Genomic DNA, 24,170 nt, shown 5'->3' on the forward strand with positions numbered 1-24,170 from the left:
GGCGGCGGGTCGCCACCCGATATGACCGCTGCCCCGAAGTCTTCCTCTCGGCCATCGCTCTCGCCGCAACAGTCATGTTTTGGTTATGAGTCCTGAGCCTAAGCGCCGGGGCATCTGCCATGCTGGGCTTGTCGCGCATTCGGTTGAATGCGTTTGAAACAGGTGGCATGAAACCAACGGCCATTTTGACCTGTATCTTGGTCGGTGCGGGGCTGTTGTCGAACATGGTGCTTGATTCGCCATTCGGGGCACCGATGTTCCCGGTTTTCGGGATGATTTTCTTTATTTCCGTGGTGGCGACACGGAATTTTATGCGCGGTGTTTTGCTGACGGTATATCGAAACGCAAAGAACCGGACTCGTGTGATTATTTATGGTGCGGGTCAAACAGGGCAACAGTTGGCGGCGGCCTTGCGGACGGATAACGCCGTGGTTTTGGTGGCCTTTGTCGATGACAACCCCCGTCTGCAAAGCCTGACCGTTTCGGGGGCCCCCGTTTATGCCTCCAGCCGTATGAAAGACCTGATTGCGAATAAATCCGTGGATCGGGTGGTGCTGGCCATGCCATCCTCAACCCCGGCAGTGCAGGCGCGAATTGCCATGCGTCTGCGGGAAATGGGATGCGAGGTTCACGCGCTGCCATCCTTCGCTGAACTGATCCAGCAGAAAGACCTGAACAAGCGCAGCTCGCCTGTTTCGCTGGATGATTTGCTGGGCCGCAACAAGCTGGAAAATGAACTGCCGGAAGTGGCGGAAAGCTATCACAATCGCTGCATTCTGATCACCGGGGCAGGGGGGGCCATCGGGTCCGAACTGTGCCGTCAGTTGGTGGCCTGTAAACCCGCGCGGCTGGTGTTGTTCGATCACAGCGAACTGGCGCTGTATAACATCGAAAAAGAACTGCAAGATTTGGATGTCACACAGGGGATTGAACTGATTTCAATCTTGGGGTCGGTGTGTGATCCGGTGCTTTGTGCGAAAGTCCTGCATGATCACAAGGTCGAGGTCGTCCTTCATGCTGCGGCGTATAAACACGTTCCAATGGTCGAAAAGAACGAAATCGCGGGTCTGAACAACAATGTTCTAGGGACAAAGACGCTTGCCGATGCGGCGTTAAAGGCCAAGGTCAGCCGGTTTATTCTGGTGTCGTCCGACAAGGCTGTGCGCCCCACTAATGTGATGGGCGCGTCGAAACGGCTGGCAGAACTGGTGGTGCAGGATTTAGCCACCCGCGCGGACAAAACCCGCTTTGCGATGGTGCGGTTCGGCAATGTGCTGGGATCGTCCGGGTCTGTGATCCCGCTGTTCGAGGAGCAGATCGCCCGTGGTGGCCCCGTGACGCTGACGCACCATGATGTCGCCCGCTATTTCATGACGATTTCCGAAGCGGCGCGTCTGGTGCTGTTGGCTGGATCGTATTCCCGTGGCGGGGATTTGTTCGTGCTGAATATGGGCGAATTGGTCCCGATCAAGAAACTGGCGCGCCAGATGATCGAAGGTGCCGGGTATTCGGTGCTGGATAAAAACAACCCCGATGGCGACATCGAAATCGTGGTGACGGGGCTGCGCCCTGGCGAAAAGCTGATCGAGGAATTGCTGATTTCCCCGGACATGCTGACCACGCCACACCCCAAGATCATGCGGGCGCAGGAAACCTATCTGTCGGAACTGGAAATGGCCAATGCGATAAAGGACTTGCGCATTGCTGTCGAAGGATCAGATGAAGAAGCCGCCCGCGCTGTCATCGCCCGCTGGGTGGAAAAGACCCGCGAACCATCGCGCGAACCGCTGCAAATCGGCTGATCTGCGGCGTCTGACTATTTTAACCGTTACAAAATATGGGGCGGGCGCGTGACAACGCCCGCAAGGTTTCGTATATAATCTCAAACGACATAAAGGGTGGGGCTGCATGTCCGGGACCGAGCAAACCGCGCAAGAATACGGCGCGGATTCTATTAAAGTTCTCAAAGGCTTGGAGGCTGTGCGCAAACGGCCCGGCATGTATATCGGGGATACCGATGACGGGTCCGGCCTGCATCACATGGTTTACGAGGTCGTGGATAACGGCATTGACGAGGCGTTGGCGGGTCATGCGGACCATGTGCGCGTTGTCATCCATGCCGATTCCAGCGTGTCGGTGCGCGATAATGGGCGCGGCATCCCCGTGGATATCCACGAGGAAGAAGGCGTTTCCGCCGCCGAAGTGATCATGACCCAGCTTCATGCGGGCGGGAAATTCGACAGCAATTCCTATAAGGTGTCGGGCGGTTTGCATGGTGTGGGCGTGTCGGTGGTGAACGCCCTGTCCGAATGGCTGGAACTTCGCGTTTGGCGCAATGGCAAGGAACATTACGCCAAGTTCGTGCGCGGCGAAACGGCGGAACATTTGCGCGTTGTCGGCGATGCCGAAGGCGAAAAAGGAACCGAGGTGCGGTTTCTGGCTTCGGCCAAGACGACAGACCCGGAAGGCACCTTCTCGAATCTGGAATATTCGTTTGAAACGCTGGAAAAGCGCTTGCGCGAACTGGCGTTCCTGAATTCGGGCGTTCGGATCATTCTGGAAGATTTGCGCCCGGCTGAACCGCTGCGTTCGGAACTGTTCTACGAAGGTGGCGTAAAGGAGTTCGTCAAATATCTGGACCGTTCCAAACATCCGCTGATGGCAACCCCGATTTTCGTAGAGGGCGAAAAGGATGGCATCGGCGTCGAAGTGGCGATGTGGTGGAACGACAGCTACCACGAAACGGTGCTGCCCTTTACCAACAACATTCCGCAGCGCGATGGCGGCACCCATCTGGCGGGCTTCCGTGGGGCGCTGACCCGCACCCTGACGCGCTATGCCACTGAATCCGGGATCGCGAAAAAGGAAAAGGTGAACTTCACCGGCGATGACGCGCGCGAGGGGCTGACCTGTGTGCTGTCCGTCAAAGTGCCTGACCCGAAATTCAGTTCGCAGACCAAGGACAAGCTGGTTTCGTCCGAGGTGCGCCCGGCCGTTGAAAACCTTGTCGGTGAAAAGCTGGCCGAGTGGTTCGAGGAGAACCCGAGCGACGCCAAGATGATCGTCGGCAAGATCGTCGAGGCGGCACTGGCCCGCGAAGCCGCCCGTAAGGCCCGCGAATTGACCCGCCGTAAAACTGCGATGGATGTGAATTTCCTTGCTGGCAAGCTCAAGGATTGTTCCGAAAAAGACCCGTCCAAGACCGAAGTCTTCCTTGTCGAGGGTGACTCGGCTGGTGGATCGGCACAGACGGGCCGGGATCGACGCACGCAGGCCATCCTGCCGCTGCGTGGGAAAATCCTGAACGTGGAACGGGCGCGGTTTGACCGGATGCTGGGATCGCAGGAAATCGGCAACCTTGTCATGGCACTGGGAACCGGCATTGGCCGGGACGAATTTAACATCGGCAAGCTGCGGTATCATAAGATCGTCATCATGACGGATGCTGACGTGGACGGCGCGCATATCCGCACCCTGCTGTTGACCTTCTTCTATCGCCAGATGCCTGAGCTGATCGAAGGCGGTTATCTGTATATCGCGCAACCGCCCCTGTATAAGGTCAGCCGCGGCAAGTCCGAGGTGTATCTGAAAGATCAGGCTGCGCTGGACGATTACCTGATTGAACAGGGAACGACGGATACGGTGCTGCGGCTTGGTTCTGGCATGGAAATGGCCGGGGCGGACCTGAAGCGCGTGGTCGAAGAAGCCCGCAGCCTGAAACGTGTGCTGGATGCCTTCCCCACCCATTACCCGCGTCACATTCTGGAACAGGCCGCGATTGCCGGGGCGTTTGTGCCGGGGGCCGTGGATGCCAATCTGCAAGGCGTGGCCGATACCGTGGCCAAACGGCTGGACCTGATCGCGCTGGAATACGAACGCGGCTGGACCGGGCGGATCACACAGGATCACGGTATCCGCTTGGCCCGTATCTTGCGCGGGGTCGAGGAAGTGCGCACGCTGGACGGGCCGATGCTACGGTCCGGCGAGGCGCGCAAAACCGGCAGCTTCACCGAAAGCCTGCAAGAGGTCTATGACACCCCCGCTACGCTGGTGCGCAAGGATCGAAGCCAGTTGATCATGGGGCCGCTGGACCTGCTGGACGCTATCCTGCGCGAAGGCGAAAAGGGTCTGGCCCTGCAACGCTACAAAGGGCTGGGGGAAATGAACCCCGATCAGTTGTGGGAAACCACGCTGGATCCCGAAGCGCGGACGCTGCTGCAAGTGCGGATTGACGATGTTTTGGAAGCCGACGACATCTTTACCAAGCTTATGGGCGATGTGGTGGAGCCACGCCGCGAGTTCATTCAGCAAAACGCGCTAAGCGTCGAAAATCTGGATTTCTAAATAAAAAACAGGGCCTTTCGTGGCCCTGTTTTTTTATTCCGTAGGTTTGCCAGAACAATCAGAACAGATGGAACCTTGGGTCGCTTGCGAAAAGCTGGGTCGAATAGGATTGTTCGGCCCCGAAATCATGCGGCACCTGTTCGGCGGTTCTGCGGCCTGAATTGGAAAGCGATTTGAAAAAATCGAACCCATAAACAGAAATCGTTTCAAACGGCAGGCTGTGCATCAGTTCCAAAACCATCATCCCGGTTGAAGGGGGACCGCCCAGTTTTTGCGACAGGCAATCCATTGGGGCGGGCGGGTTCAGGAAAAAACCGTTGCGGCGGGCATAGTCATAAGGCAGGCGTTTCCGCTTCCGGGTCATCCACAAAAGCCGATCAGGGGACAGTTGCGCCAGACGGTCTGATTTCAATGGGATCGAAGTCGCCAGCCAATCGGTGCGGGTGCCGTGGCTGTGTGGCGCGGGTTGCGGTGCGCTGTTCATCCGCAGCACGATGTCATGGGCATCAATATCAGCCCCCAGCGCCTTTTCACCCAAGGAACGGGCATTGCCAACCACGGCAATCCGCTGTCCTGCGGCAGCTTGTTTCAGGTCCGCCAGCGTATCAGACCACGCTTGCAGGCCTGTTTCGTCGCGGCGCAGACGTGCATGGAGGAACCGCAGGCGATCACCCAACCCAGATTTGCCGAACGACGTGGAAAGGGGACGGGCCGTTGTGCCGGGGGAAACTAACGTGTGGTGGGTGGTATCACTCATGTGCGGCGCTGCTGTGCTGGTCACGATGACTGCTCAGCTAACAGGCGAAACTGAACCCAACCTGAAGCCGCTGAAGGTTAGCGGTTTATATTGTCCGCTTGGGGTATACGAAGTTCGATGCGCGCGCCGTTCAGGGTTTTACCCTTGGTGATGGTCACGGTGATTCCGTTGCGTTCTGCTGCGGCGCGGACAATCGACAGGCCCAGCCCGGTTCCTTGATGCCGACCAGAACGAAAGAAACGCTGAAACACTTGTTGGTGGCGGTCCACGGGAATGCCGGGGCCGTTATCCTCGACGGCGATCAGTCCGGTGGTGCCTTCGCTGCTTAGCTCCAGTCGTACATGGGCGGGGCGGCCCCCGTGCAGCGCCGCGTTTTCCAGAAGGTTACGCAAAATCAGGCGCAAATCTTCGGGGGACATTGTGATGTTCAGGGGGGTAATGCTGTGCAGATCAGCGGCGGCGACCAGATCGCCCTGGGACTGGGTTAAATCTTGTATGGCTTGACGGGCCAGGGGTTCAGGATCAAAGGTGGACTGGCTGGCCATTGGCCTGTCGGCGCGGGCCTGTGCCAACAGGCTGGCGCTGAGCGCGGTTGCCTTGTCCACACCTTCGATCAGGTTGCGCAGACGTTGGCGGTTTTCCGCGTTCAGGTCATCGGTGTCGAAGGTCTGGCACTGGGCTTTGATGATCGTCAGGGGGGTGCGCAATTCATGCGCGGCGTCGTCAATAAATTTCCGTTCCCGTTCCATAAAACGCGTGACACGGGAAAACAGCCCATTCAGGGCGCTGACGATAGGTTTCAGTTCACTGGGCTGGTGATCAACATCCAATGCGTCCAACCGCTGCGGATCGCGCCGGATCAACAGGTCCGATAAGGTTTGCAATGGTCGCAGCCCGTTTCGTACCAGTACCAGTACGCCAAATAGCAGCACCCCCAGCGCCAGCAGCATCGGCAGAGAGGTCGAAAGGATCAGGCTGCCCAGCAGCTCATCGCGTTCTTCGTTGAACTGCCCGGCGATGATCAGGTGTCCGGCGGCGCTATGGTTTTGCATCATGGTCCAGCCATTCCACTGAAAGGGACCATCCTGCTCGGATACGGGGAGCGTCAGTTTCGGATGCGACGCATAAATCAAGGAACCGTCTGGCCCTAGCACCAGCAGATAAAATTCGTCTTCGTCCTCTAGGTCTTCCAAGGGGATATTAGACGGATAATTCGTATCAATCCGCGTTTGGAAAACCCGTGCTGTGGCATGGTTCAGGTTCAGCAGATTCGCGCTCACGGCTTCGTCAATCTCGACAAAGGCGTGAACGGCGGCCAAGGCCATCGCGCTAAGCCACGACAGAACGATCACCGGGATCAGGCGGCGCTGAATACGGCTGCGAATGCTGTTTCGTGTGTCAGGTCGGTTTTTCGATGACATAGCCCATGCCCCGGATGGTGCGGATCAGATCTTTGCCCAGTTTGCGGCGTATTTGGGAAACGTAAACCTCGATCGTGTTGCTTTCGGCACCTTCGTCCCAACCATACAGGGATTCGGCCAGTTCGGATTTGGATACGATATGGCCGCGCCGTTCGATCAGAAGCAATAGCAAGCGATAGGCCTGCATCGGCAAATCCACCCGCTGTCCCCCCAGCAGAACGGCATGGTCCTGCGGGTGGATGGTGATATTGCCGTGGGTCAGTTCCGGGGTGCTGCGCCCGCTGGCGCGGCGTAGTTGCACCCGGCACCGGGCCAGCAATTCATCCATGTCAAAGGGCTTGGTCACGTAATCATCCGCCCCCAAATCCAGCCCCTCGACCCGGTTTTCCGTGGTTTCGCGGGCGGTCAGGATGATCACGGGTACGGGAATGTCCTGCTGCCGAACCCAGCGCAGCAGGGACAGGCCATCGCGATCAGGCAGGCCAAGGTCCAGTACGATCAGTTGGAATTGTCCATTGCGCAGGGCTTCTTCGGCGGTGTCGGCATCGGCAGCCCAATCCACATGGTAGCCCGCCCGCGTCATAGACACGCGGATTGCGTCTGCGATCAATGGTTCGTCTTCGACCAGCAGGATCCGAATAGGCATATTCCTTTGTCGTGGCCCTTTGGGCGGTGTTTTCCCATGAAAAGGCGTAGCAATCGCGGGCATCGGCAACAAGCCCTTGGTGAAAACTCCGTGATACCTTAGTGTTTTGATAAAGAAATATTGCCTTTCCAGCCTGTCTGCGGTAGACGCAGGCGAACGCCAGACCGCCCAGTATGGGGATCCAGCCGGAAATCTTGTGAAATCAGGTGCTGCTGGCGATGAGAGTCCTTCTGACTGCATTAACGATCTGTCTGTGTTCTGGCACAGCCCATGCCGAGGGCGGCTTGGACATCGAATTGAACGCCGCCAGCCCGCAAGCCGGGGTCTGCACGCTAAGCTTTCTGGTGAAAAACAGCCATTCCAGCCCGATCGAGCAGGCCGTGTACGAGGCGGTTTTCTTTGATGCTGCCGGACAGGTAGAGCGCCTGACGTTGTTTGATTTCGGGGAATTGCCGATGGGACGGCCACGTGTGCGGCAATTTGCGGTGCCTGATCTGAACTGTGCCGATCTGGGGCAAATCTTGTTGAACGGGGCCAATACCTGCCGCGTGGCGGGGGCGGATTCGTCGGTTTGCGCGCAAGGGCTGACCACCCACAGCCGGGTGACGATTGGGTTGCAGGGGTAAGGTGCGGATATGAGCGGTTATCTGGAAAAGCTGATCGAGGCGGCCCAGTTGGGCGGGCCTGTGGTCATGATACTTGTGGCGATGTCCGTGGTGACGCTGACAGTGGTGCTGTTCAAGCTGTGGCAGTTCCATGCGGTCGGGGTGGGGCGGCACAAAATCCTGTCGCGTGCGGTTGCTGAATGGGATGCGGGACAACAGCACGATGCGCGACAGATGTTGATGCGTTCGCGCAGCTATCTGGCGCCATTGGTCGGGCGGGCTTTTGATGCGCCGAACGGGGCGGACAACCGCCTGCGAGCAGAGGCAGAGGCGCAATTCAGCGCATTAGAACGCGGGTTCCGCCTTCTGGATACCGTGGCGCAGATCGCGCCGCTGCTGGGGCTGTTCGGAACGGTTTTGGGCATGATCGAGGCGTTTCAGGCGTTGCAACAGGCCGGGGCGCAGGTGGACCCGTCAATTCTGGCCGGTGGGATTTGGGTGGCGTTGCTGACAACGGCGGTGGGTCTGATCGTGGCCATGCCTGCCTCGGCCTTGCTCAGTTGGTTCGAGGGGCGGATCGAGGCGGATCGCGTGCTGGCCGATCATGCTCTGATGACGGTTCTGGTGCCGCAAACGGCGGCGGCTGGGGTCAGCCATGCTGAAGCGGCGTAAACCCCGGCGCAGATTGTCGATGGCGCCGCTGATCGACATTATTTTCCTGCTGCTGCTGTTCTTCATGCTGAGTTCCACGTTTTCGCGGTTTGCGCAGGTCGAACTGACAGCGGCAGGCGCGGGGAAGGTGCCCGATGATGCGGCAAAACCGCTGTTTATTCAGCTATCCCCGGCAACGCTGAGCCTGAATGGCCGGGATATGGCGCTGGCGGATTTGCAGCCTACCTTGCAGGAGCAGGACAAGCCCCGGCTGCTGGTCAGCCTGAAGGGGGACGTTGATACACAGCGATTGACGGATCTTCTGGTGGTGCTGCGCGGCGTGTCGGGGGCGTCCGTGACAGTGCTGGAGGGCGCGGGATGAAGCGGTCGTCCAAACGCGAACCCACGATTGCACTGATCAACGTGGTGTTCCTGATGCTGGTGTTTTTCATGGTGGCTGGCACGCTGTTGCAGCCGATGGACAAGACGTTGACCTTGGTGCGCACGGATCAGCTTGAAGGATTAGCCCCGCCCAAGGCGCTGGTGATCCATCCCGACGGGCGGCTGACCCATGCGGGGGAACCGCTGCCGGATGCGGCGGCGTTTTTGGCGTTGTTGCCCGAGGACGAGCGGCAAATCGTGCGGATCGTGCCGGACCGGGCCTTGGCCGCGCAAAAGATGGTGCAGATCGCCACCGCCCTGCGGGTGGCAGGGGCGGAAAAGGTAATGATCGTCACCGAAAGGGGGCTGGAATGATTGTGGCAACCAAGCGGGCGAAATTGGCGGCGCTGACGGTGGCGCTGACGGTTCACGGAGCCTTGGCGATGCAGCTTGCGCCGAAACCGGCGGTGTTGGCCGAAGCCAGCGATGGCGCGGCAGAGGCGCGGATTGGCGGGTCGTTCGAGGATATGGCCGTGGGGACATTGGCCTCGCGGGTGGCCACGGATGTTGTGTCGCCGATGCCTGTTGCCGCGCAAACCCCCTTGGTTATGGAGCCTGTTGCGCCTGCGGCTCTGGCGGCCATTCCCGCGCCTATGGCTGCAAAACCGCAGCGCCCCGTGCAGGCCAAGCCAGTGAAGCCAGTAGAAGTGGCACACCCGCCCAAAGTACAACAGGCCACCAAGGAAACCCCGCGCCCCAAGCCACGCGCGGAACCGTTGGTGAAGCCCACCAGTACCGTGACGGCTAAGGCGGGGAATGCCAAGGTGAATGCCCGTGCCGGATCGGCCACCGGCACAAAGGACGCCAAGGCCAAGCGGCAGGGTGTGACCAAGGCCAAGGGCACCGAAAGCGGCAATGCCGCCGTCAGCAATTACCCCGGCGTGGTCATGCGGCGCATTGCCCGCGTGCCGCGCCCGCGCGTGCGTAGCCCCGGCGCGGCGGTTGTGGTGTTCGCCGTGGCGCAAAGCGGGCAATTGTCCAGCGTTTCGCTGGGCCGCAGTTCCGGGTCGTCGCATCTGGATCAGGCGGCGTTGCGATTGGTGCGGCAGGCCGCCCCGTTCCCGGCCCCGCCCAAGGGGGCGCAGCGACGTTTTTCCATCCGGATCGAGGGGCGCTGAGCTAAAACAAACCATAGCCGATAGAAATATAGTCCTGACATAGTATAACCTGCCTATATGGCGGCGCTGTGGCGGGGCAGGATGGACACCAGAAAGCTTAGGTATTTCGCGACAATCGTCGAAGAGGGATCGTTTTCCCGCGCGGCCACCCGCCTGAACGTGGCGCAACCGGCCTTGTCGCTGCATGTGAAAACGCTGGAACAGCAATTGGGAACCCCGTTGCTGATCCGCGAAGCGCACGGTGTCCGTCCGACCGAAGCAGGGGCGTTGCTGGCCCAACGTGCGTGCGCGGTGCTGGCCGAGTTGGAGCGTACCGAGGATGAAATTCGTAGTTTCGGCAAGATGCCCTCGGGGACGGTGCGGATCGGCTTGCCGGGGACGATCAGCGGCATTCTGGCGGTGCCGCTGATTGCCCGGACGCGGGAACGGTATCCTCGGATCAAGATCATCATCGCCGAAGCCATGAGCGGCTTTGTCCGTGATTGGCTGACCGAAGGGCGGGTCGATCTGGCGGTGCTGTATACCGAACTGCGCGAGGCGGGGATTCATTCGGAAACCTTGCTAAAGGAAGAACTGGTTTTGCTGTTGCCACCGGACAGCCCCGATCAGCCGCCCCGCGCGATCGAGGGGCTGGGCGATGTGCCGCTGATTCTGCCCAGCGGGGCGCATGGGCTGCGCAAGATGGTGGACGGGTACATGCGTGACAGCGGGGTGCGCGTTGATCCGGTGATCGAGGTGGATTCCTATACCAATATCAAGAAACTGGTTGCTGCGGGATATGGGTGTTCGGTGTTGCCGTTTCATACGGTTGCGGCGGATGCCGAGGTGGGAACGCTGGCGGTGCAGCCTTTTGCTGGACCGAAACTGTGGCGCAGCGCCTATCTGGCCTATTCGTTGGCGCATCCGCTTTCCAGTGCTGCGGGGGCGGTCAGCGCACTGCTGAAAGAGGTGGTCGGCGAATTGATCGACACCGGCATCTGGGCTGGCGCTGAATGGATGGGCGCAGAACGCGAACCGTAGGGAAAAGTGCCTGAACCCCTCGTCATAGGGTGTGGAGTGTGGCACCCTGACCAAAATCGGTGGAGTGCGAAACATGACAGAACTGGCGCAGATCATTGATCAGGGGCGGGGGGTGATCCCTGCCGATCTGGTGCTGAAAAACGGGCGGGTTCTGGACCTGATCACAGGCGAATTGCTGACAGGCGATGTAGCGATTTGCGGCGGCACGATCGTAGGCACCTGCGGCCGCTATAGCGGCCAGCAAGAGATTGATGTGTCAGGCATGATCCTTGTCCCCGGTTTTATTGACACGCATCTGCATATTGAAAGCTCGCTTGTCACGCCGTTTGAGTTTGACCGCTGCGTGCTGCCGCGCGGTGTGACCACGGCCATTTGCGACCCGCACGAGATTGCCAATGTGATCGGGTTGGACGGTATCCGCTATTTTCAGCGGGCCAGCGAATACACGCTGATGGATATTCGGGTGCAACTGTCATCCTGTGTGCCGTCCACCGATATGGAAACCGCCGGGGCGCGGATTGATGCGGATGATTTGAAGCAGGTGATGGGGCATTCGTCTGCTATCGGTTTGGCCGAGTTCATGAATTTCCCCGGTGTGCTGTTCAAAGACCCCGGTGTGATGGAAAAGCTGGCGCTGTTCCGGGGGCAGCACATTGACGGCCATTGCCCGCTTTTGTCCGGCAACGATCTGAATGCCTATATCGCGGCGGGTATTCGTACCGAACACGAGGCCACAAGCGCCGAGGAGGCACTGGAAAAGCTGCGCAAGGGGATGCGGGTGCTGATCCGTGAAGGATCGGTGTCCAAAGATCTGCACGCGCTGGCCCCGATCATCACGGAACGCAATTCACCCTATATTTGTCTGTGTACCGATGACCGGAACCCGCTGGACATCGCGGAATATGGTCATCTGGATTACATGATCCGCACGGCTATCGCGCTGGGGGCGGACCCGCTGGCGGTGTATCGCGCGGCCAGCCTGTCGGCGGCCGAGGCATTTGGGCTGAAAGATCGCGGTTTGATCGCACCGGGCAAGCGGGCGGATATTGTGGCGCTGACCAGTCTGGAACATTGCGATGCGCAACTGGTGCTGTGCAATGGCGTAGAAGTGACCGATGCGGCCTTTGCCGCGCGGGATACGATCCCGCCGGTGGGGCGGCATTCGGTGAAGGCGCCGATTGTGACAGCGGATCATTTTCGCACGGCAGGAAACCGCGAAGATACCGACGTGATTGGCATTATCGAAGGTAAGATCATCACCGAACATCTGCACGAAACCATTGCCATCGTGGACGGCGACAAATGCCCCGATCCGGCCCGCGACCTGATGAAAATCGCGGTAATCGAACGGCACGGCAAAAATGGGAATATCGCCACGGGGTTCGTGCGCGGGTTCGGATTGCAGCACGGGGCGATTGCCGGAACCGTGTGCCACGATCATCACAATATCGCGGTGGTCGGTGCGGATTACGACGATATGGCGCTGGCCGCCAATCGGCTGGGCCAGATCGAAGGCGGGTTTGTCGTGGCCCGTGATGGGAAAATACTGGCCGAGCTGGCGCTGCCTGTGGCCGGATTGATGAGCCTTGACCCGTTTGAAACTGTCCGCGACCATCTGGTAGAGTTGCGCCATGCCGCCCGCAGTCTGGGCGTGGTGTTGGAAGAACCGTTTTTGCAACTGGCCTTTCTGGCATTGCCGGTGATTCCGGCGTTGAAAATCACGGATCGCGGATTGGTTGACGTGAACAAGTTCCAGATCATCCCATGACCCTGCGTCATACGCTTTTTCTGCACAGCAAAACCGATTTCCACTGATTGACGGGTTTCCGGCAAGGAATTAGTTTGCATGCGAAGGAGGAGTGCGCGCCGTTATTGGTGGCTGTATCCTCTTGCCCGATGGACAAAGGAAACAAGCGATATGGCTGACGTCACCAAGGTGAATGATCTGATTTCGATTGAACGCAGCGGGGATATTGCCCTGATCTGCATCGACAACCCCCCGGTAAATGCAACGGGGCAGGTCGTGCGGCAGGGTTTGCTGGATGCGGTCGAACAATTGAAAGCCGATGATACAGCAAAGGTGATCGCAATCTACGCCGCTGGCCGGACCTTTGTGGCCGGTGCCGATATCCGCGAATTTGGCAAGCCCTCGCAGCCGCCTTCGTTGCCGGATGTGTATAACATCATCGAAGACTGCCAGACCCCGATTATCGCCATTATGCACGGTACGGCGCTGGGGGGCGGTCTGGAATTGGGCCTGGCAACCCATGCGCGGATCGGGATCGAAGGGCTGCGAGTCGGTCTGCCCGAAGTCAACCTTGGCCTGCTGCCCGGTGCCGGTGGCACCCAGCGCGTGCCGCGTTTGGCTGGCATTCCGATGGCGTTGGATATGTCCCTGTCGGGCCGTATGGTCAGCGCAAAAGAGGCGCTGGACAAAGGTCTGCTGGATCGTCTGGTTGCGGGGGAGCCGCGTGATGTGGCGCTGGTCGCTGCGCAGGACGTGCTGGATGGTAAACTGACCACCCGCCACACCTGTGATCTGGATACGCCCCGCGATGATAAGGCGCTGGACGATACCGCCGCGATGCTGAAGGTCAAACAGGCCCATCTGTTTGCCCCGCACAAGATTGTTGAGGCCGTGCGCGCATCTTATCTGCCCCGCACCGAAGGGCTGAAGATCGAACGTCAGGGGTTCTTGGATTGTATGCAAACCCCGCAGCGTTCGGGCTTGATCCACGCGTTTTTTGGTGAACGGGCCGTGTCGAACATTCCCGAAGCCAAGGGCGACACCCGCCCGCTGGCAAAAATCGGCGTGATCGGTGGCGGCACGATGGGATCGGGGATTGCAACCTCGTGTCTGATGGCGGGGCTGTCCGTGCGCTTGATCGAAGTGGCGCAGGACGGGCTGGACCGTGGCGTTGCCACCATCACCAAGAATCTGGAAGGCGCTGTATCGCGCGGTAAGATGAGCGCGGCAAAGAAAGACGCGGCGCTAGCCAATCTGTCCCCCTCGCTGGGGTTGGATGATCTGGCAGACGTGGATTTGGTGATCGAAGCCGTGTTTGAAAACATGGATGTCAAAAAGGACATCTTCGGCAAACTGAACACCATCTGCAAACCGGGGGCGATCCTTGCCTCGAACACGTCCTATCTGGATGTGAATGAAATCGCCGCCTGCACCGATCGTCCGCAGGATGTGCTGGGCCTGCACTTTTTCAGCCCGGCGCATGTGATGCGTTTGCTGGAAATCGTACAGGGCGCCAAAACTGCGCCCGATGTGTTGGCGACCGGGTTCGCGCTGGCCAAGACGCTGAAAAAGGTCGGCGTTCTGGCGCAGGTCTGCGATGGGTTTATCGGCAACCGCATTCTGTCGCATTACGCCAAAACCGCGGCCTATCTGGTTCTGGACGGTGCCAGCCCGCAACATGTGGATAACGCGCTGGAAGGGTTCGGGTTCGCTATGGGGCCGCACAAGGTCAGCGATCTGGCGGGCATGGATATCGGGTGGGCCAACCGCAAGCGTCTGGCCGCAACCCGCGACCCCGCCGAACGCTATGGCGGTGACGTGGCTGACCGTATTTGTGAACAGGGCTGGTATGGCCGCAAAACCGGGCAGGGCTATTACATTTATGGTCAGGGCGCCCCGGTGCCGAACCCCGAGGTGGCAACCATCATTGACGGCGTCCGCGCTGACAAAGGGATCACGCCGCAGGATTTCACCGATCAGGACATCGTGGACCGTTACATGACCGCCATGATCGCTGAGGCGACCCGCGTTGTCGAAGACGGCACTGCCAAACGTCCGCTGGACGTGGATATGGTGTTCGTGTTCGGCTATGGTTTCCCGCGTCATCGCGGTGGCCCGCTGCATTATGCCGATACGATCGGGGCCGCCGAACTGGTGCGCCGCATCAAAGAATACGCCAAAGAAGACGCCCATTACTGGCAGGTGCCTGCCTTGCTGGAAAAAATGGCCGCCGAAGGCACCAAATTTGCTGATCTGAACAAGTAAGAAAGGGACCGGATATGGACCTGAGCTATTCTGCCGAGGACATCGCATTCCGCGATGAAGTCCGCGCCTATCTGGCGGACAACCTGCCCAAGCACATTTCTGACGCCGTGCGCGAAGGCGGCGAAATGGGCAAGGCAATGATAGAAGAATGGCACGCCATTCTGAACCGCAAGGGCTGGCTGGCAACCATCTGGCCCAAGGAATTTGGCGGCCCTGGCTGGACCCCGGTGCAGCGTCATATCTTCGAGGAAGAATGCTGCCGTGCCTATTCGCCGCGCATCCTGCCCTTTGGTATTTCGATGCTGGGGCCGGTGTTGCAAAAATTCGGCACCAAGGAACAGCAGGACCATTACCTGCCGCGTATTCTGGACGGTACTGACTGGTGGTGTCAGGGCTATTCCGAACCGGGTGCCGGATCGGACCTTGCCAGCCTGAAAACCCGCGCCGTGCGCGAAGGCGACGAATGGGTGATCAACGGTCAGAAAACCTGGACCACGCTGGGCCAGCACGCTGACTGGATTTTCTGCCTGTGCCGCACCGACCCCGATGCAAAGCAACAGCAGGGTATCAGCTTTATTCTGGTGGACATGAAAACCCCCGGCATCGAAGTGCGCCCGATCAAGCTGATCGAAGGCGGTCACGAGGTAAACGAGGTGTTCTTTACCGATGTGCGTGTGCCGTATGGCAACCTTGTCGGCGAAGAAAACAAGGGCTGGACCATCGCCAAGTACCTGCTGACGCACGAACGCACCGGCATTGCCGGGGTGGGATTCTCGATGCAGGCCTTGGAAGAGGTGAAGGCGCTGGCCCGCAAAACGCTGCGCAATGGCAAGCCGCTGATCGAAGACCCGCTGTTCGCCGCGCGTATCGCGCAGGTGGAAATTGATCTGGAAGCGATGAAAATCACCAACCTGCGGATGCTGTTCAAGGCGCAAAGCCAGGGCGCACCGGGGCCGGAAACCTCGATCCTGAAGATCAAAGGTACGGTGATCCATCAGGAACTGAAGGATCTGGCCCGCCGCGCGCTTGGCCCGGCAGCGGCACCGTTCCCCGGTCATGTGACCGATGGCAACCTGATGTTCGGCCCCGCCGCCACCGCCCATAACGCGGCGCGGTATTTCAACAACCGCAAAACCTCGATTTTCGGTGGATCGAACGAGATCCAGCGGAACATCCTGACCAAGACCATGCTGGAGCTGTGACCGATGGATTTCAATCTGACCGAAGACCGCCAGATGCTGGCGGACACGCTGAACCGTTTCCTGACCGAACAGTACCCCGTCGAACACCGCAATAAGGTGGCCTATGACGCGCCCTATCACGACCCGTCGAAATGGGACGCGCTGGTGGAACTGGGCACCCTGTTCGCGTTGGCCCCGGAAGAGGCCGGTGGCATGGGCGGCGCAGGTTTTGACATCGCCGTCGTGTTCGAGGCACTGGGCCGTCAGATCACGCCGGAACCCGTTCTGGGCGCGTTGATGGCCAGCCGTTTGCTGGCGGCTGCGGGTGCGGATCAAGAGGCGCTGTTGTCCGGTGCGTCGAAATACGCCGTCGCCTTTACCGAACTGGATGCAGCTTATGAGCTGGACCAGATTGCCGCGCAGGCCACTGCCAAGGGCGATGCCTATGCCCTGTCGGGTCGCAAAAGCACCGTTTACGGCGGGCAGGTTGCGGATGTGTTCCTTGTTGCTGCGAAACTGAACGGCAAGCTGGCCGTGTTCCAAGTGAACGCAGCAGATGCCAATGTGACCGGCTACGGCATGATGGACGGTGCGGGCGCGGCTGAATTGCTGCTGGACGACACCCCTGCCACCCTGCTGATCGAAGACGGCGCAGCCGCGATGGAAGACGCGATTAACGCCGGGATCGTCGCCCTGTGCGCCGAAGCCGTTGGCGCGATGGACGTGACCCATGCGATTACCGTGGATTACCTGAAACAGCGTAAACAGTTCGGGATCACCATTGGTAAGTTCCAAGTGCTGCAACACCGCGCCGTGGACATGCTGACGGAAATCGAACAGTCCCGGTCCATCGTGATCAAGGCTGCGGCTGAACTGGGCGGGCCGGATGCGTCGCGCTATGCGTCGATGGCGAAAAACCTGATTGGCCGCTCCGCCCGCCTGATCGCCGAAGAGGCGATTCAGATGCACGGCGGTATTGCGATGACTTGGGAATACCCGGTGTCGCATTACGGCAAACGTCTGGTGATGCTGGACGCGCAATTGGGCGATACCGATTACCACCTGAGCCGCGTGATGGCGGGCAACGCAGCCGCCTGATCCCTGCGATTGGACTGACAAATGAAAACCCCCGGCAGGCTGTCCTGCCGGGGGTTCTTTGTGTGCTGCCTTCGCGTTTGAGGGCAGGGCGGCGGTTAGCCGACTTTCACGATTTGTTTGCCGAAATTCCCGCCCTTCAGCATATTCATGAAGGTGCGCGGTGCATTTTCCAGACCTTCGGCAATGTCTTCGACATATTTGATGTCACCCTTGCCCACGCGCGGCCCGGCATCCATCAGGAATTCGGGGAAGCGTTCAAAATGGTCCGAGATGATAAAGCCGTGAACATGCAGACGGTTCACAAGGATGGTCCGCCACATTTTCGGCAGGTTGTCCTTGGCCCCGGTCATGTTGCCGCCCAATGCGCCCGCGTTATACCATGCAATCATGCCACAGACCGGGATGCGTCCGCCAACATTCATCAGCGGCAGCACGGCCTCCAGAACCTTGCCCGCGACGTTTTCAAAATAGATGTCGACGCCGTTGGGGCATTGTTCGGCCAGCGCGGCGCGCAGGGCCTTGGCGTCCTCGTAGGCGCGGTGGTCAAGGCATTCGTCGAAGCCAAAGGTTTCCTTGGCCAGTTTGCATTTATCCGCCCCACCGGCAATGCCGACAACGCGCAGACCCAGCAGTTTGGCCATCTGCCCCACCATCGACCCGACCGGGCCGGTTGCCGCAGCAACCACCAGCGTTTCACCCGCTTTGGGTTTGCCGTATTCCATCAGGCCGAACCAGCCGGTAAAGCCCGGCATCCCCAGAACGCCAAGCGCGGTGGTGGTGGACCCGTGCGATGGGTCCAGCTTGCGCAGTTCGCGCCCGTTCAGGCAGCCGTGCGTCGCCCAGCCCAACATGCCGAACACATGATCCCCAACGGCGAATTTCGGGTGGTTGGACGCGATCACCTCGCCCACGGCACCACCTTCCATTGTGTGATCAAGCTCTACCGGCTTGGCATAGGATTTGGCGTCATCCATACGGCCCCGCATGTAGGGGTCCAGCGACATATCTGTGACGCGAACCAGAACCTCGCCTTCGCCGGGAACCGGCATCGGGGCGTCTTCGTAGCGGAAATCCGCGTCGACGGGTTCGCCGTCCGGACGGCGCGCCAATACGATACGTTTCATTGTTTCACCCATTTCTTCCTCCCATTCTGTGCAGTTTGCAAATAGCTAGTGTGTTTGCGTGATACGGACAGGGCGGGGCGAACCCCGCCGCAGCGTCATTTGATCCGAGTTTCACCACGAACGCGGAACACCCCGGTCCCCGAGGCGATGCGCGTCCCCAATTCATCGGTCACAAGCGCAGAGGCGAAAAAGGTTTTCGCCCCGCCACCAGTGCGCCGCGCCTCGCAGATCAGATGTTGGCCCTTGGCCTGTCCTTCGTAATTTACGTTCATGGACAGGGTCATCGCCAGCCGCTTGTTATCGCGGTCGCCAGTGTAGCAGCCGCAGAACCCCATAGCCGTATCCAGAAGCATGGCATAAACCCCGCCATGCGGAATGCCGTAGCGGTTCATCAGATGCGGGAGCATCGGTAGTTCAACTCGCGTGTAGTCTGGTTTCCAGTCGGTCACTTCAAACCCCATATGCGCCTGAAGCGCATAAGGGTCTTCGACCAGCGCGGGGTCGATTTTGCTGTCTGTCATATCCTGCCTTTCAGATCAGACGGTGCGGGCCGCATCCAGCCCGTGTTGGGCAAAGTTGGGAACATAGCCCCCCAGCGCCTTGGCCCGTTCCGGGTTCGAGGCGTTGCCATCCAATGCGCGTTTGTAAACGCCCTGAATGATGCCCGCCATGCGGAAGAAGGTAAACGCCAGATAGAACCCGAACCCGTCGATGCCGCCCAGATTGCGACGGGCGCAATAGGCATCAATGAATTCCTGATCGCTCATCAAACCTTGGGCGTCGCGGTCCACGCCAGCCAATCCGCGCCCTTCCTGACCCGGAGGCATCATCCATTGCATGATGACTGCGGCCAGATCGGCATAGGGATGGCCGGTGGTGGACAGTTCCCAATCCAGAACGGCGGCGACTTTGGGCTTGTCCTTGTGGAACAGCATGTTGTCGATGCGGTAATCGCCATGCACCAGCGTGCGCTGGCCATCCTCGGCGGGGATGTTGGCATCCAGCCAAGTAATCAGTTCCTCCATCGCCGGGATGTGATCGGTTTCCGACGCCCGGTATTGTTTGGTCCAGCGGTCGATCTGGCGGCGGTAATAATTACCTTCGGGGCCATAATCAGACAGGCCCGTAGCGTTCAGATCAATATTGTGGATCGCGGCCAGAACCCGGTTCATTTCGTCCTGAATGGGGCGGCGGTCATCGCGGGACAATTCGTTCAGGCGGGGGTCGTCAAAATGGCGTCCCTTCACCTCGTCCATGACATAGAAGGCGGACCCGATGACCGCGTCATCCTCGCACAGTAGATACATTTTGGCGACGGGGACATCGCTGCCTTGCAGGGCGCTTTGGACGCGGAATTCGCGGTCAACGGCATGGGCCGATTTCAGCAACACCCCCGGCGGTTTGCGGCGCAGCACATAGTTGCGGGTGGGGGTGATCAGCCGGAACGTGGGATTGGATTGCCCCACGTTGAATTTTTCGGCGCTCAGTGGGCCAGCGAAACCGTTCAGATGGGCGCTTAGATAGGCTGAAACGGCATCGGTATCCAGTTTGGTCGGGTCGGCTTTGGTCATGTCCATCCTCAACTATAAGTCAGCAGGGGGTCGGCATTGGCTGCCGTGATATGCGGGGTTTCGTTAAAGCCGTGCAGGTAAAAATTGCTGTCAGAAAAAACGAAACGGTTCACGGCGCAATTCTTCATTTGCAATTGCAGTTTGATCTGATGTTCCGAAGGCGTTTGCAGCGTTGCGGCAATCATCTGCCCGATGGCCCCGCCCGAGCTGACGGCCACGATGGTCTGGGCCTTGCTGTCCAGTATCGCCTGACGGGCGGCTTCGACGCGACCGCTGAATTGCGCCCATGTTTCGGGCGGGTTTTCGATTTCATCCCGCTGCCACGCCAGCACGGTATCACGTAGGGTACGGAAATGGGATTTGCGTTCTGAATGCATGTTTTCGGGGGCAGGGCGGCCCCGGTAATGTGCATCCAGCAGGTTCTTGAAATCAAACTCGTTCAGGCCGGGCAGAATTTCGGCCTGTTCGGGGTCGCGGCCCATGCCCTTCAGGATGCCTTCCAGTGTTTCGCGGTGGCGGCGCTGCGCACCGATGAACAGGGCATCAGGGGTCACGCCCTGCACGGCCAACGCCTGCCCAAGGGCAAAGGATTGTTCGTGGCCAAGGTCAGACAGCACATCGTAATTCGCTGCGCCAAAGGATGCCTGGGCGTGGCGGATCAGGTAAAGTTCGGGCATATATCGGGGCCTTGTGATTGGGGATGGGGCCGCATGTTGCATACGGCCCCGTCTGGTGTGTTACAGCACTTCGAACAAGCCAGCGGCACCCATGCCACCGCCCACGCACATGGTGCAGACAACGTATTTGGCGCCGCGGCGTTTGCCTTCGATCAGGGCGTGGCCCACCATACGCGCGCCCGACATGCCATAGGGGTGGCCAACGGAAATTGCGCCGCCGTTCACGTTCAGCAATTCACCGGGAATGCCCAGAACGCGCTGCGATTGCAGCACTTGGCTGGCGAATGCTTCGTTCAGTTCCCACAGGCCGATGTCGTCGATTTTCAGCCCGTGCGCTTCCAGCAGTTTCGGCACGGCATAGATTGGGCCGATGCCCATTTCATCGGGTTCACAACCTGCGGCCATCACACCAACGTAGCGCCCCAGCGGTTGCAGGCCGCGCTTTTCGGCCTCTTTCGCTTCCATGATCACGGCGGCAGATGCGCCATCCGACAATTGCGAGGCGTTACCGGCGGTGATGAATTTGCCTTCGGCCACTTTCTGACCGTCCTTGAACACCGGGGCCAGCGATTGCAAGCTTTCCAGCGTGGTGCTGGGGCGGTTGCCTTCGTCTTTGGACAGGGTGACTTCTTTGAAGGACACCTCTTTGGTTTCCTTGTCCATCACGCCCATCGTGGTGGTCAGCGGCACGATTTCATCATCGAACTTGCCCGCGTCTTGTGCGGCTGCGGTGCGCTGCTGCGATTGCAGGGCATAGGCGTCCTGATCTTCGCGCGACACGCCATAGCGTTCCGCCACGATTTCAGCGGTTTCCAGCATCGACATGTACAGATCGGGCTTGTTTTCCTTGATCCAGGCATCGGCCAGCCAGTCGGTGCGCATTTTCTGGTTTTGCACAAGGCTGATGGATTCCACACCGCCGCCAATGCAAATATCCATGCCGTCATGGATCACCTGCTTGGCTGCCGTGGCAATCGCCATCATGCCCGATGCACATTGACGGTCCATCGACATCCCGGCGATAGAAACGGGCAGGCCCGCGCGGATCACGGCCTGACGGCCAATGTTGCCCCCGGTCGAACCCTGCTGCATGGCCGAACCCACGATGCAATCGCTGATTTCGTGGCCTTCCAGACCGGCGCGGGATACGGCGTTTTTCACGGCATGGCCGATCAGCGTTTGTGCCGAGGTGTTGTTGAACGCGCCGCGAAAGGCTTTGCCGATCGGGGTGCGGGCGGTGGATACGATTACTGCGTCACGCATGGGTTATTCCTTTTCTTCCAAAGAGATACCGCGCAATTCGGCGGCCATTTTGATGTATTTGTTGGTTTGATCGAACGCGCCGCCCATCAGGGTTTGACCGTCTTCGCTGCGGATCGTGTCCATGTTCGCCAACACGCCTTCGGGGGTCAGATCATCGCCTTGCAGCGCCACGCCACGGGTTTCGTAGATCCGGGTTTCCGCAAAGCAGCCGCCACCGGCACCCAGAACCATGCGGCTGGGGGCATCTTCGCTGACCAGCGCCAACAGGCCCGGCGTGATGGTTTCGGGCTTCAGCAAATCCTTCACGGCGGCGGGGAACAGTTCCTCGGTCATGCGGGTGGTTGCGGTGGGGGCCAACAGGTTGGTGCGCACGTTTTTGCGGCTGCCTTCGTGGTGCAGCACATTCATCAGACCCAGCATCGCCGCCTTGGCCGCGCCATAGTTGGACTGACCGAAGTTGCCATACAGCCCCGAGGACGAGGTGGTCAGAACGATCCGCCCGTATTCCCGTTCCAGCATGTGACGCCACAGGGCATGGGTGCAGTTCACAGTCCCCATCAGGTGAACATCGACGACCATCTTGAAATCGTCCAGCGTCATCTTGGCAAAGGTCTTATCGCGCAGGATGCCCGCGTTGTTCACCAGAATATCGACATGGCCGAATTCGGCAATGGCCTCGTCCACCATCGCCTGTACCTGTTCGGCATTGGCCACGTTGGCCCCGTTGGCGATGGCCTTGCCACCTGCTGCGCGGATTTCTTCGACCACGGCGCGGGCCGCATCGGAACCCGATCCGCTGCCATCGGTCGCGGCACCCAAATCGTTCACGACAACCTTGGCCCCACGCGCGGCCAAACCCAGCGCGTGACTGCGGCCCAGGCCCGCACCGGCCCCGGTTACGATGGCCACGCGGCCATCAAAACGTACTTCGCTCATTTATTCTCTCCCATATAACGACGGCCCAGCCATTGTGCGACCAGCGCGGGTTTTTCCTGTCCTTCGATTTCCACGGTAACGGTGACAAGGGTCTGGAACTCGCCGGGGCGAACCTCTTTCACCTCGTCCAGAACGAACCGGCCCCGCACTTTGGAGTTCACCTTGACCGGCGATACAAAGCGCACTTTCTCGAACCCATAGTTCACGCCCATCGTCACGCCTTGGATCGAGGGCATCTGATAGGCCATCGTCGACAGCAAAGAGAGCGTCAGGAACCCGTGCGCGATAGTGGTGCCAAAAGGCGATTTGGCAGCGGCTTCGGGATCTACATGAATGAACTGGTGATCATCGGTGCAATCCGCGAACTGGTTGATCTGGTCCTGAGTGACGGTGATCCACTTGGACACGCCCATTTCTTTGCCTTGCAAGGCCTGAAATTCGGCCAGCGGCAGGTTTTTTCCGGATGGCAGGGTCATTGTTATAGCTCCTCGTTAAACAGGCTGCCGGGGGCGTTGGACTGCATCCCTCCGGACAGGGGTAAAATCGCGCCGGACAGATATGCCCCGCCGCGACCGCACAGGTATTGCAGCGCACCCGCAATATCCTCGGGGCGGCCAACGCGGCCCAAGGGGACACCTTCGGCGGATTTTTTCTGTCCTTCTTCGGTGCCAATGGCAAAGGCAGTCATCTTCGATACGAACGGGCCGGGGGCGATGGCGTTCACAGTGATGCCTTGGTGGGCCAGATCGTTGGACAGCACGCGGGTCATGTGATGCACCGCGCCTTTGGACACGGCATAGGAATAGGTGCGCGTACCCTTGGGGATGTCCCCCATGACCGAGCCAACATTGACCACGCGGGCCGGATCGTCGGCGGTGCTGGCGGCTTTTAGCAGCGGCAGCAGGCTTTGCGTCAGGTGGAACATGCCGGTGACGTTCAGACGCAGCAGTTTATCCCATGCTTCATAGGGGTGTTCCCCGATGGGGGCGCCCCATGTGCGGCCTGCGTTGTTCATCAAGATGTGCAGCTTGTCGGTGCGTTTGTTCACCTCGGATACCAGTGCGGCAATGCCTTCTTCGGTGGCGACATCCCCGCCGAAGCCTTCGGCACTGCCGGGGTATCCCTTGGCGTTCAGTTCCGCGGCGACCGCTTCGCAGGCATCGGCCTTGCGGCTGGCGATCAGAACGCGGGCACCAGCGGCGACCAACCCTTCGGCGGCCATATGTCCAATACCGGACGAGCCACCCGTTACCAAAGCGACCTTGCCGCTGAGATCAAAAAGATCAGACGGTTTCATGTTCCCTC

At 59.6% G+C, this 24,170-nt stretch carries 23 protein-coding genes and 1 pseudogene; 13 read left to right on the top strand and 11 right to left on the bottom strand.

Features of this window, described 5'->3' with window-relative positions; all coding sequences use genetic code 11:
- From FN828_RS06660 to gyrB, 3 genes and pseudogenes are all read left to right on the top strand, one after another.
- Positions 1 to 89 (top strand): annotated as a pseudogene (locus FN828_RS06660) (IS5/IS1182 family transposase); the annotation flags it as partial.
- A 30-nt stretch (positions 90 to 119) separates the two neighbouring features.
- Positions 120 to 1,802, top strand: a complete 1,683-nt coding sequence (locus tag FN828_RS06665; protein WP_142492634.1) for a polysaccharide biosynthesis protein — start codon at positions 120 to 122, stop codon at positions 1,800 to 1,802.
- A 106-nt stretch (positions 1,803 to 1,908) separates the two neighbouring features.
- Entirely contained in the window at positions 1,909 to 4,344 is a 2,436-nt protein-coding gene (gene gyrB, locus FN828_RS06670; protein ID WP_142492635.1) for a DNA topoisomerase (ATP-hydrolyzing) subunit B, read from the top strand.
- A gap of 58 nt (positions 4,345 to 4,402) precedes the next feature.
- On the opposite strand, the gene FN828_RS06675 is transcribed toward gyrB, so the two are convergent.
- The 3 genes from FN828_RS06675 to FN828_RS06685 all read right to left on the bottom strand — a co-directional run bounded on the left by FN828_RS06675 (position 4,403) and on the right by FN828_RS06685 (position 7,168).
- Positions 4,403 to 5,101, bottom strand: a complete 699-nt coding sequence (locus FN828_RS06675) for a glycosyltransferase family 29 protein (RefSeq protein ID WP_142492636.1) — start codon at positions 5,099 to 5,101, stop codon at positions 4,403 to 4,405.
- A gap of 77 nt (positions 5,102 to 5,178) precedes the next feature.
- Positions 5,179 to 6,522 carry an ATP-binding protein gene (locus tag FN828_RS06680; RefSeq protein WP_142492637.1) on the bottom strand — a complete coding sequence of 448 codons (1,344 nt, stop codon included), beginning with the start codon at positions 6,520 to 6,522 and terminating at the stop codon, positions 5,179 to 5,181.
- Positions 6,500 to 7,168, bottom strand: coding sequence for a response regulator (locus tag FN828_RS06685; protein WP_235891428.1), 669 nt, complete (start codon positions 7,166 to 7,168; stop codon positions 6,500 to 6,502). The genes FN828_RS06680 and FN828_RS06685 overlap by 23 nt, the downstream gene beginning before the upstream one ends.
- Before the next feature lie 218 nt (positions 7,169 to 7,386).
- On the opposite strand from FN828_RS06685, the gene FN828_RS06690 reads away from it, so the two are divergent.
- The 10 genes from FN828_RS06690 (at position 7,387) to FN828_RS06735 (ending at position 17,294) form a co-directional block, all read left to right on the top strand.
- Complete coding sequence (locus tag FN828_RS06690) at positions 7,387 to 7,794, top strand: hypothetical protein (protein WP_142492638.1); 408 nt, start codon at positions 7,387 to 7,389, stop codon at positions 7,792 to 7,794.
- 9 nt (positions 7,795 to 7,803) lie between these two features.
- Complete coding sequence (locus FN828_RS06695; RefSeq protein ID WP_142492639.1) at positions 7,804 to 8,445, top strand: MotA/TolQ/ExbB proton channel family protein; 642 nt, start codon at positions 7,804 to 7,806, stop codon at positions 8,443 to 8,445.
- Complete coding sequence (locus tag FN828_RS06700) at positions 8,429 to 8,806, top strand: biopolymer transporter ExbD (RefSeq protein WP_142492640.1); 378 nt, start codon at positions 8,429 to 8,431, stop codon at positions 8,804 to 8,806. Before FN828_RS06695 ends, FN828_RS06700 begins: the two co-directional genes overlap by 17 nt.
- A complete protein-coding gene (locus FN828_RS06705; RefSeq protein ID WP_142492641.1) occupies positions 8,803 to 9,180 on the top strand; it encodes an ExbD/TolR family protein in 378 nt (125 codons plus the stop codon). Before FN828_RS06700 ends, FN828_RS06705 begins: the two co-directional genes overlap by 4 nt.
- Entirely contained in the window at positions 9,177 to 9,983 is an 807-nt protein-coding gene (locus FN828_RS06710; RefSeq protein WP_142492642.1) for an energy transducer TonB family protein, read from the top strand. Before FN828_RS06705 ends, FN828_RS06710 begins: the two co-directional genes overlap by 4 nt.
- Before the next feature lie 81 nt (positions 9,984 to 10,064).
- Positions 10,065 to 11,003: a LysR family transcriptional regulator gene (locus FN828_RS06715; RefSeq protein WP_185958958.1), complete on the top strand. Its 939-nt coding sequence runs from the start codon at positions 10,065 to 10,067 to the stop codon at positions 11,001 to 11,003.
- A gap of 73 nt (positions 11,004 to 11,076) precedes the next feature.
- Positions 11,077 to 12,771: an adenine deaminase gene (ade, locus tag FN828_RS06720; protein ID WP_142492644.1), complete on the top strand. Its 1,695-nt coding sequence runs from the start codon at positions 11,077 to 11,079 to the stop codon at positions 12,769 to 12,771.
- Between the two features lie 150 nt (positions 12,772 to 12,921).
- Positions 12,922 to 15,015: a 3-hydroxyacyl-CoA dehydrogenase NAD-binding domain-containing protein gene (locus FN828_RS06725; RefSeq protein WP_142492645.1), complete on the top strand. Its 2,094-nt coding sequence runs from the start codon at positions 12,922 to 12,924 to the stop codon at positions 15,013 to 15,015.
- A gap of 14 nt (positions 15,016 to 15,029) precedes the next feature.
- Complete coding sequence (locus FN828_RS06730) at positions 15,030 to 16,217, top strand: acyl-CoA dehydrogenase family protein (RefSeq protein ID WP_142492646.1); 1,188 nt, start codon at positions 15,030 to 15,032, stop codon at positions 16,215 to 16,217.
- 3 nt (positions 16,218 to 16,220) lie between these two features.
- Entirely contained in the window at positions 16,221 to 17,294 is a 1,074-nt protein-coding gene (locus FN828_RS06735) for an acyl-CoA dehydrogenase family protein (RefSeq protein WP_142492647.1), read from the top strand.
- 95 nt (positions 17,295 to 17,389) lie between these two features.
- On the opposite strand, the gene FN828_RS06740 is transcribed toward FN828_RS06735, so the two are convergent.
- The 8 genes from FN828_RS06740 to FN828_RS06775 all read right to left on the bottom strand — a co-directional run bounded on the left by FN828_RS06740 (position 17,390) and on the right by FN828_RS06775 (position 24,162).
- Positions 17,390 to 18,430 carry an NADP-dependent oxidoreductase gene (locus tag FN828_RS06740; RefSeq protein WP_142492648.1) on the bottom strand — a complete coding sequence of 347 codons (1,041 nt, stop codon included), beginning with the start codon at positions 18,428 to 18,430 and terminating at the stop codon, positions 17,390 to 17,392.
- 83 nt (positions 18,431 to 18,513) lie between these two features.
- A complete protein-coding gene (locus FN828_RS06745; RefSeq protein ID WP_142492649.1) occupies positions 18,514 to 18,939 on the bottom strand; it encodes a PaaI family thioesterase in 426 nt (141 codons plus the stop codon).
- 15 nt (positions 18,940 to 18,954) lie between these two features.
- Positions 18,955 to 19,989 (bottom strand): phosphotransferase family protein, encoded by a 1,035-nt coding sequence (locus FN828_RS06750; RefSeq protein ID WP_142492650.1) that lies wholly within the window; start codon positions 19,987 to 19,989, stop codon positions 18,955 to 18,957.
- Positions 19,990 to 19,997: 8 nt separating this feature from the next.
- Positions 19,998 to 20,666, bottom strand: coding sequence for a histidine phosphatase family protein (locus FN828_RS06755; RefSeq protein ID WP_142492651.1), 669 nt, complete (start codon positions 20,664 to 20,666; stop codon positions 19,998 to 20,000).
- 60 nt (positions 20,667 to 20,726) lie between these two features.
- Complete coding sequence (locus FN828_RS06760; RefSeq protein ID WP_142492652.1) at positions 20,727 to 21,929, bottom strand: acetyl-CoA C-acyltransferase; 1,203 nt, start codon at positions 21,927 to 21,929, stop codon at positions 20,727 to 20,729.
- Between the two features lie 3 nt (positions 21,930 to 21,932).
- The gene (locus FN828_RS06765) at positions 21,933 to 22,865 is read right to left on the bottom strand and encodes an SDR family NAD(P)-dependent oxidoreductase (protein WP_142492653.1); all 933 of its coding nucleotides are present in this window, start codon (positions 22,863 to 22,865) and stop codon (positions 21,933 to 21,935) included.
- Complete coding sequence (locus FN828_RS06770) at positions 22,862 to 23,341, bottom strand: MaoC family dehydratase (protein WP_142492654.1); 480 nt, start codon at positions 23,339 to 23,341, stop codon at positions 22,862 to 22,864. Before FN828_RS06770 ends, FN828_RS06765 begins: the two co-directional genes overlap by 4 nt.
- Positions 23,342 to 23,343: 2 nt before the next feature.
- Positions 23,344 to 24,162: an SDR family NAD(P)-dependent oxidoreductase gene (locus tag FN828_RS06775; RefSeq protein ID WP_142492655.1), complete on the bottom strand. Its 819-nt coding sequence runs from the start codon at positions 24,160 to 24,162 to the stop codon at positions 23,344 to 23,346.
- Between the last annotated feature and the right edge of the window lie 8 nt (positions 24,163 to 24,170).

Source organism: Thalassovita litoralis (assembly GCF_900182725.1).
Classification (GTDB): domain Bacteria; phylum Pseudomonadota; class Alphaproteobacteria; order Rhodobacterales; family Rhodobacteraceae; genus Thalassobius; species Thalassobius litoralis.

Excerpts from the sequence above, each read along its gene's own strand:
- FN828_RS06665 (WP_142492634.1), top strand. The coding sequence starts at position 120 with ATGCTGGGCTTGTCGCGCATTCGGTTGAATGCGTTTGAAACAGGTGGC.
- gyrB (WP_142492635.1), top strand. The coding sequence starts at position 1,909 with ATGTCCGGGACCGAGCAAACCGCGCAAGAATACGGCGCGGATTCTATT.
- FN828_RS06675 (WP_142492636.1), bottom strand. The coding sequence starts at position 5,101 with ATGAGTGATACCACCCACCACACGTTAGTTTCCCCCGGCACAACGGCC.
- FN828_RS06680 (WP_142492637.1), bottom strand. The coding sequence starts at position 6,522 with ATGTCATCGAAAAACCGACCTGACACACGAAACAGCATTCGCAGCCGT.
- FN828_RS06685 (WP_235891428.1), bottom strand. The coding sequence starts at position 7,168 with ATGCCTATTCGGATCCTGCTGGTCGAAGACGAACCATTGATCGCAGAC.
- FN828_RS06690 (WP_142492638.1), top strand. The coding sequence starts at position 7,387 with ATGAGAGTCCTTCTGACTGCATTAACGATCTGTCTGTGTTCTGGCACA.
- FN828_RS06695 (WP_142492639.1), top strand. The coding sequence starts at position 7,804 with ATGAGCGGTTATCTGGAAAAGCTGATCGAGGCGGCCCAGTTGGGCGGG.
- FN828_RS06700 (WP_142492640.1), top strand. The coding sequence starts at position 8,429 with ATGCTGAAGCGGCGTAAACCCCGGCGCAGATTGTCGATGGCGCCGCTG.
- FN828_RS06705 (WP_142492641.1), top strand. The coding sequence starts at position 8,803 with ATGAAGCGGTCGTCCAAACGCGAACCCACGATTGCACTGATCAACGTG.
- FN828_RS06710 (WP_142492642.1), top strand. The coding sequence starts at position 9,177 with ATGATTGTGGCAACCAAGCGGGCGAAATTGGCGGCGCTGACGGTGGCG.
- FN828_RS06715 (WP_185958958.1), top strand. The coding sequence starts at position 10,065 with ATGGACACCAGAAAGCTTAGGTATTTCGCGACAATCGTCGAAGAGGGA.
- ade (WP_142492644.1), top strand. The coding sequence starts at position 11,077 with ATGACAGAACTGGCGCAGATCATTGATCAGGGGCGGGGGGTGATCCCT.
- FN828_RS06725 (WP_142492645.1), top strand. The coding sequence starts at position 12,922 with ATGGCTGACGTCACCAAGGTGAATGATCTGATTTCGATTGAACGCAGC.
- FN828_RS06730 (WP_142492646.1), top strand. The coding sequence starts at position 15,030 with ATGGACCTGAGCTATTCTGCCGAGGACATCGCATTCCGCGATGAAGTC.
- FN828_RS06735 (WP_142492647.1), top strand. The coding sequence starts at position 16,221 with ATGGATTTCAATCTGACCGAAGACCGCCAGATGCTGGCGGACACGCTG.
- FN828_RS06740 (WP_142492648.1), bottom strand. The coding sequence starts at position 18,430 with ATGGGTGAAACAATGAAACGTATCGTATTGGCGCGCCGTCCGGACGGC.
- FN828_RS06745 (WP_142492649.1), bottom strand. The coding sequence starts at position 18,939 with ATGACAGACAGCAAAATCGACCCCGCGCTGGTCGAAGACCCTTATGCG.
- FN828_RS06750 (WP_142492650.1), bottom strand. The coding sequence starts at position 19,989 with ATGACCAAAGCCGACCCGACCAAACTGGATACCGATGCCGTTTCAGCC.
- FN828_RS06755 (WP_142492651.1), bottom strand. The coding sequence starts at position 20,666 with ATGCCCGAACTTTACCTGATCCGCCACGCCCAGGCATCCTTTGGCGCA.
- FN828_RS06760 (WP_142492652.1), bottom strand. The coding sequence starts at position 21,929 with ATGCGTGACGCAGTAATCGTATCCACCGCCCGCACCCCGATCGGCAAA.
- FN828_RS06765 (WP_142492653.1), bottom strand. The coding sequence starts at position 22,865 with ATGAGCGAAGTACGTTTTGATGGCCGCGTGGCCATCGTAACCGGGGCC.
- FN828_RS06770 (WP_142492654.1), bottom strand. The coding sequence starts at position 23,341 with ATGACCCTGCCATCCGGAAAAAACCTGCCGCTGGCCGAATTTCAGGCC.
- FN828_RS06775 (WP_142492655.1), bottom strand. The coding sequence starts at position 24,162 with ATGAAACCGTCTGATCTTTTTGATCTCAGCGGCAAGGTCGCTTTGGTA.